Here is a 7264-nt window from a genome sequence, read left to right as displayed (position 1 = left end):
CAATATTTTACAATTAATTGGATATTTAATGTTAGAATATTCCCTTTATTTATAAAATTATGTTACGTAAAATTAATCTATAAGCTTTAAATATTTTAAAAGGAGGAATGCTACTTGAAAAGGAAAGGCTATTTTTCACTGCTCACCATAATTGTTTTGCTGTTGTCCATGCTCCCCGCGTCTACAAGTTTTGCCAAGACCAGCACCCAGCTGATTGTTCACTACCACAACAAGACCGGCATTTATAAAGGGAATTTGGAAGCGTTACCATTCAGCTCCAATGCTCAAGGAACCGTTTCCGAAAAAACAACGGATGACTATGGACTCAAAATGACTTTTACTTTCCCCGACACCGATGACAATGCTTACATAGGCCTTGTGGCAAAAGAAGACAGCAAATTTCCGCAAGATAAACGGTATGTAAGACTGAAGAACGGCACTGCCGAAATCTGGCTGCTTGACGGCGACCCTCGTGTATACAATGATCCGCAGTTGATTGATCCATCCATCATTCTGAAGAAAGACAATAAGGCATATGCAGCCGTAGAGGATTTAAAAGATCTTTTAAATCTGACGTATAAATACGGAAAGAATACGTATAAATTTGATGGAGCTGCAGTTGGAACCGCTGAGATTTTAACAATTTACCATGACCGCGACTATTTTGAAATCAACGTGAATACTAACCGAATCGGCGCCAATGTGACAAGCAATATGCTGAACGCATACACGGATCTAGTTTTTAACGATCTCGATGGGTTCAAGCAAAATGGAAAATACTATTTGTCAGTTGGCTACATTGAAAGATTGTTTCAGGTAGGCTCTCTCGCGAAGGATGGGCAGGTGTTTTTGATGAAGCAGCAAGACGTTGCCTATGACCAATTATCCTATGCCAAAACTCCGGAAGAAGTTGGTTTTTCCTCGGAAAAGCTTGCGGAAATTGATGACTATATTAACAAGCAGGTCCAGGATGGCTTTCCATCTGCAGCCGTCATCGTCGTGAAGGACGGTAAAATTGTCAAAGAATCGGCATATGGTTATTTGAAAAAGTACGATACACCGCTTGTAGACGGGCAATATCAACCGGCGCAGCTGCTGCCGCAATCGAAATGGGAACCGGCAACGGTCAACTCATTATACGATTTAGCTTCGAATACGAAAATGTATGCAACCAACTATGCGATTCAGCAATTGGTCTCTGAAGGCAAGCTTGATTTGGATCAGCCGCTTAGTTCATTCCCAGGTTGGGAAAATTATCGCGACAGCTACACGGTCTATACCGGAAAGTGGACACTCGGCGGATCCGGCGGCCTCGATAAAACGCCGCACACCGGAAAAGAAACTGTCACCATCTGGGATATTCTCCACCACTACGGCGGATTGATTCCCGACCCGGAATACCCGAATAAAACTTCTGCCGGAGCCCTTTGGTATCAAAACAATGACCCTACGAACCGTGCCGGAATCATTGATATCATTTGCAAAACCCCGTTGATGTACACACCACGGACCACTTTTGCTTACAGCGATGTCGACTTTATGATTCTAGGCTTGCTGGTCGAGCAAATTACGGGAATGCCATTGGATCAGTATGTTGAAAAAAATATTTACCAAAAACTCGGTTTAACTCACACCGTTTTCAATCCGCTCCAAAAAGGCTTTTCTAAATCGCAGATTGCCGCAACAGAATTAAACGGCAACACGAGAGACGGCAATATTAGCTTCGGACAAATGGAGGACGGTACTCCAGTGAATATCCGCAAATATACGTTGCAAGGGGAAGTCCACGATGAGAAGGCTTTTTATTCGATGGGCGGGGTATCCGGTCATGCCGGGCTCTTCTCCACAGTTGGCGACATGGGCGTATTGACGCAGCTGATGCTAAACGGCGGAATATATAATGGAACACAATTTTTCACAAAAGAAGTGGCTGACGAATTTACAACTCCATATGATCCCGATCCGAATAAAGTCGATTCGTCAACGATTGGCTTGGGATGGCGTGTTCATTCAAAGAGCTCCTCTGCCTACTATTATTTTAACTGGGGACCAAGCCGCAGCACGTATGGCCACCAAGGCTGGACCGGAACGTTGACGGTTATTGATCCGGTTTATCATATGACAATCACCATCCTGACCAATTTAAGGCACTCACCGGTTGTTAGCCCGCCTAACGGTTTTGCTGGTTCGAATTATCCGGTCGCCGATTTAGCACCTATTTCCGGACTCGTTTACAATGCTTTAAATTATAAAAAAGTGCAATACAGTCCTGATGCCCCAACTTCGGTGTCAGCAAAAGCAACCGGAACAAGAACAATCGACTTGAATTGGGAAAGCGTTAATGGAGCAGTCAGCTACAATGTCTACCGTTCAACTTCGTCGGATGGATTCTATGAGAAAATAAATGTTTCTCCGGTTACGGCCAATTCTTTCAGTGACACAGGCCTGCACCCTGGAACGGAATATTTTTATAAAGTTACAGCCGTAAATAGTGTCGGTGAATCGGCAGCGACCGCTCCTTCTGGGGCAATGACTGTATCGGTTCCCGAAGTTTACGATGCAATTGGCAAATTGATTGAAAAATATTCGTCTACAGGGGATTTGAATGGCTCATTAAAAGTTCAGCTTACCAACAGTTTGAAGCAGTCACAAGATCAATACAGCAAAGGGCACCGTCCGCAGGCCATCAAGAGTGCGGAGGATTTCTTGAAACATCTTGAGAATCAAGGATTGAAAGATCAGATTACGGCCGAGGCTAAGCGGGCATTGAGCAATGAGATTGATATTTTGATGGATGCGTTGATGGATTAATAGGTAATAATAAACCGCTCGGTAGTAGGCCGCAGCGGTTTATTTTTCGTTAGTAGAGATAAGTTATTTACACTGTATTCGTTTGTGAGTCTTTTTAATCTTAACTTTTCCCCAAATGGAGGTTCAATCCTTCTTTCTAATCCGTTCTTCATAGATTTGCAGCCTATCCTTCAATTCCTTTGAATCTCTAAAAAAAAGGATTTCTTTCGGGAAAATCATGCAGTACATCCCAGATTTTTAGACAGACAAAACCTTCACAAACCTACAAGCCGGCAGATTGAGTATTTTTGTTATTTTTAAGATATCCATCATCCATTTATTGATTTGTATAAGTGAAATGAATTCCTTTTCGTTGTTGACTTTCTTAGCTTCCCCCCTCCTAATCTTCCGGTTTCCATGTCCTCCGAATTTTCAGGTGATTGGATCTAGTCTGATTGTTCCGCGTTCCTTTCTTGAACTAACTACCTCGTTAGTCGAATAAGAAAAAGCCATCTAAACTTTTTATCTCTCTCTTTCGTAAATCTTTAAAAGTCAATATATGTACCATAAGGAGATAGTATTTTCTTAATAACATAGCTAATAAACATGAAAAGAAAGTGAATCCTCAATGAATTTTGCTTGATCATCAATGTTATCAGTATAACTTTTTCTGCTATTGGATTATTGAATATTACAAACAATAATTATCATGTATACCTTTATATTGACTTAACTTTTCAATCTGTTTCCATAATAATTTTTTATGTAATTAAAAAATAGATTAGAAAGATAATGATTTCAATCTTTACGAATTTTTTTCTAAAAACAGGTTCACCCTGTTTTTAGATATATTTTCCCGAAGTCACTTTCCTTACCGATTAAAACACAAATGATTTTTCCAAAACGGCAGTGTTTTCTTTTTATGCACTTTCAGTTTATAATCCAGATAACTGGAAACATTAAAAGATGCATTAAACTAAAATGATAATGACTACATATATTTATATAGAAAAATTAGGAGGTACAAAACAATGAAGATCAAGTTAGATTGGAATAGTAAAATGGCATTTTCGAGTATAACACCATCCGGTCATGAAATAAAAATGGATGCTGCCGAAGAAGATGGGGGATCAAATAGTGGAGCAAGACCAACTGAATTACTCCTTAATGCAGTAACAGGCTGTACAGGAATTGATATTATCTCTATTTTGACAAAAATGCGATTAAACCCTACTAAATTTCACATGGATGTAGAAGGTCAGCGGGCAGACGATCACCCAAAAAAATTCACAGAAATTCACATCCACTATTCATTAGAAGGAGACCTTCCTGAAGAGAAGGTCGTTCGTGCCATCCAGCTTTCGGTAGATAAATATTGTTCAGTAGCCCATTCATTAAGCGCAACGATTCATGTAAGTTACTCCATTAATGGCGTGGAAACAAAAGGCATTTAAATAGGTTGGAAAGGAAAGTATATACACATCTATATCCAATAGATCATATTAACCAATGGAACTATGGTGAAGCCATAAGTTCTCGACTAACTTTACATTTTAATAAACAAGAAAAGAGCTATGCTTCATCAAATAACGGTTTCGGTTTTGAAGTACAACATTCGAATTAGCAGTGCTTTTCACACAAAAATACGCACTAGAATTAGCAGGTACATTAGCAGTAAAATTAGCGTGAGAAAAGCTCAGAACATTATGCCCTGAGCTTTTTTTATATTAGTGAATTGTTGTACATAAGCAGATTATCCATCTATATCTATAAGTTTCTGCGTACTTAAAAATCTACCAGAATAAAATTAATTTCAATTATTTCTATTTCTACACAAAATCCGATTAATAAATACCAAAGTAGATAATAACATTATTGCCGACACCCAAAAATAAAAGCCAAGGTTATGTTCCGTAACAATGGATGTATGTCCTGCCTCATCTAGCATCATTACCATTGGAAAAAATGCTTTTATAGCCAGTAATAACATAAATAAATGACTAATGCCAGTTTTTTTTCCTTCAAAAGTTTGAACCGAAATGTAAATGAAAAACAGGTTTGCAATCCAACTATAAGCAGACATCATCCCCGGTAAGCCTAACCAACCTATTAACAAAATATAAAATCCGCCAAATTTATCCCCGCTAGCTGTTGTTAAAGCCGGTAGCATTAACGAAATACAATACAAAGCCCAAATTACTATTAGAGCAATCGTATTAAGTTTTTTGAAATCCTTTCTCATTAATGTTATTCCCCCTAAGCATTAATCGTTCTAGAAATATGATTAAATCCATATAGTTTTCTTTTTAATCTATGGATCTTCTTCACCTGACCTGCACCGTTTGTTGAATAAGTTCTCTATTAATTTCAACATAAATATCCAAAAACCTTCTAACCATTTTTAGCACACCAATCCACATTGCAATTAGCATACGAATTCGCACGTTGGCAATACCAATTTCCGATCCTGTTTTTATAAGGTGGAATCGTATTTCTTTTTTCATATCATTAACCACTATATTTTGTAGTTCATCATCGTGAAAATATAAGTCTTTTAATTCATCAAGATTAGTTATTGAATAAACTTCCAATTGGATATCACCTATTTTATTTATCATTTACCCATTAAAAATGGTAGCGCATTTTACCAATTGCTTATTAAACTAGCCTTCCTTTACTTCAATAAGAAAAGTACATCCCTTATTAAAAGAATGCCCCCGTTACTTTAAGTACAGCAATTCACAAACTTATAGAGCATATAAACCATTTTCTATTCTTCGATTAATTTTCCATTTTCATCATAATACTTATATTTATATTCCGCAGATTTAAGTTTAGGTAAATCGATCCACGCTACTGAATTTTCGTGTACTTTAATTTCCTTTTTAAAGACTTGACCGTTAACGTCTAATTCTACTTTTGCAATCTCATTATCTTCATTTGTCACGAACAAAAACTTTAAATTAGGTAACTCCTCACCTTGAAGATTGACCAGGTACGAAGCAAAAGACTGATTTTCACTCTTCTCAATATATTTCCATTCATAGTTTCCTCTTTTATTCTTGGTAAACTGAATATAACCAGGATTATTATTTATTAAAAATGGAGCAACCCGTTCATTTTTTATATCCTTAATTTCTAATATTTTTATAGATTGAGAGTTATATCCGTCAATTGATCTGATCACCTTTAAGATGGATTCTTCATCATTACCATACTCTCTCTTCGTAGCGTTTAAGATAAATGTTATTAAAATAATTACTATGAATACCAAAACAACAAAAAGAATTTTTTTATTCTTAATTACCATAAACCAATCCCCCTCATATCTTTATTCTACAAAAATCCAGCACTCACTAGCTCTCTTCGGAAACCCTTGCAAATATCTACTTAGTCAACCAAAAGGATTTTATATTAATTGGTATTTAAAAGGTATTGTAAGAAACCATTAAATGTGTTTGAACATGTTGTAATTTCACTAAGGTCCATCCCTATAAGTGGAACAGTAATAATTTGTGTTTCATTCTTTCTTGTATCGAAGGCAAATGCAGTGTCTCCTCCATCTGATCCGAATAGAACTAACCCTTCAGCAAAATCATTAACACCATAAGCTTCATTTAATTCAATAATGTCCTCAATTGACCATAAGATTAAATAATTTTCACCTATACTTCCTTCAGCACCATTTGAGTTTGAAATAAATTTGATATAATCATTGGGAAATGTAACTCTAAGTTCAGTCTCTACCACTTTAACCTTATTCTCCTCGATTGAAGGCTTCAATGCTAATCCATATGTATTAATCATACCGTTTCCCCACTTTTTTTTATGTATAAAATAACAATTCGCATTTCGATTTGATAATTCCTTCTTTCACTATACTTTCCCGTTAGCACCGTAAAAAAATCGGGACCGCCGTAGCCATCTCTTCTTTAACATAAGCCCCCGTTACTTAAACAATGACCTTTATTCAAAAAGGTGGATTGTACATATGGTTTTCTGATACTGTATATTCCAATGCTGAAAAAGCGTTGCCATTTTTTGCATTAATTAGGAATTCGAAATCTATTGACGGTAGTGAGTCATTTGAATTCATTGTTAAATTTACAATAACTACATAAATTCGTTTTATTGATAACAGCCCATCCTCTATATACCATTTCAGATATGTTTGACGACCCAATTTCTTTTATATATTGAATATTCATTGGACCTACAATAAGACGTAATTGTTTTTCAGCAGAGGCAGTTGCTTTAGTATAAGAAATTATAGGTTCAGTTCTAAAGTAAAAAATAGAGGTTCCTATAATGATTAGGATTATACTTATAGCTATACCTGACCAAACTGTCGATATAAAACGCTTCAATTATTTTCTCCCCCTTATTAAACACACCTGGCTCGATAGTTCAATACCTTACGTTTCCACTTCTACAATCGAGGCAATAATTCCTCCAATATGAAAAGGAGGAGATT

Annotated in this window: 7 protein-coding genes; 2 read left to right on the top strand and 5 right to left on the bottom strand. The window is 36.6% G+C overall.

What is annotated here, in order from left to right:
* Positions 1 to 114: 114 nt before the first annotated feature.
* On the top strand, positions 115 to 2811 hold the full coding sequence (gene pbp4b / locus AC3WJF_RS18535) for a penicillin binding protein PBP4B (RefSeq protein WP_492454851.1): 2697 nt from the start codon (positions 115 to 117) through the stop codon (positions 2809 to 2811).
* Between the two features lie 1010 nt (positions 2812 to 3821).
* Positions 3822 to 4244 carry an OsmC family protein gene (locus AC3WJF_RS18530; RefSeq protein ID WP_492454849.1) on the top strand — a complete coding sequence of 141 codons (423 nt, stop codon included), beginning with the start codon at positions 3822 to 3824 and terminating at the stop codon, positions 4242 to 4244.
* A 359-nt stretch (positions 4245 to 4603) separates the two neighbouring features.
* Here the strand turns inward: AC3WJF_RS18530 and AC3WJF_RS18525 are convergent, their stop codons facing one another.
* The 5 genes from AC3WJF_RS18525 to AC3WJF_RS18505 form a co-directional block, all read right to left on the bottom strand.
* Positions 4604 to 5032 carry a hypothetical protein gene (locus AC3WJF_RS18525; protein WP_492454847.1) on the bottom strand — a complete coding sequence of 143 codons (429 nt, stop codon included), beginning with the start codon at positions 5030 to 5032 and terminating at the stop codon, positions 4604 to 4606.
* Between the two features lie 82 nt (positions 5033 to 5114).
* Positions 5115 to 5381 (bottom strand): hypothetical protein, encoded by a 267-nt coding sequence (locus AC3WJF_RS18520; RefSeq protein ID WP_492454845.1) that lies wholly within the window; start codon positions 5379 to 5381, stop codon positions 5115 to 5117.
* 179 nt (positions 5382 to 5560) lie between these two features.
* On the bottom strand, positions 5561 to 6100 hold the full coding sequence (locus AC3WJF_RS18515; protein ID WP_492454843.1) for a hypothetical protein: 540 nt from the start codon (positions 6098 to 6100) through the stop codon (positions 5561 to 5563).
* 104 nt (positions 6101 to 6204) lie between these two features.
* Complete coding sequence (locus AC3WJF_RS18510) at positions 6205 to 6597, bottom strand: SMI1/KNR4 family protein (RefSeq protein WP_492454841.1); 393 nt, start codon at positions 6595 to 6597, stop codon at positions 6205 to 6207.
* 275 nt (positions 6598 to 6872) lie between these two features.
* Positions 6873 to 7157 (bottom strand): hypothetical protein, encoded by a 285-nt coding sequence (locus AC3WJF_RS18505; RefSeq protein ID WP_492454840.1) that lies wholly within the window; start codon positions 7155 to 7157, stop codon positions 6873 to 6875.
* Between the last annotated feature and the right edge of the window lie 107 nt (positions 7158 to 7264).

This window comes from Heyndrickxia sp. FW510-T9, assembly GCF_058781025.1.
The sequence above is the reverse complement of the archived record's forward strand: the minus strand, read 5'-3'. Positions and strand labels throughout refer to the sequence as shown.

Coding starts and splice junctions, on each gene's coding strand:
- AC3WJF_RS18530 (WP_492454849.1), top strand. CDS start 3,822: ATGAAGATCAAGTTAGATTGGAATAGTAAAATGGCATTTTCGAGTATA.
- AC3WJF_RS18525 (WP_492454847.1), bottom strand. CDS start 5,032: ATGAGAAAGGATTTCAAAAAACTTAATACGATTGCTCTAATAGTAATT.
- AC3WJF_RS18515 (WP_492454843.1), bottom strand. CDS start 6,100: ATGGTAATTAAGAATAAAAAAATTCTTTTTGTTGTTTTGGTATTCATA.
- AC3WJF_RS18510 (WP_492454841.1), bottom strand. CDS start 6,597: ATGATTAATACATATGGATTAGCATTGAAGCCTTCAATCGAGGAGAAT.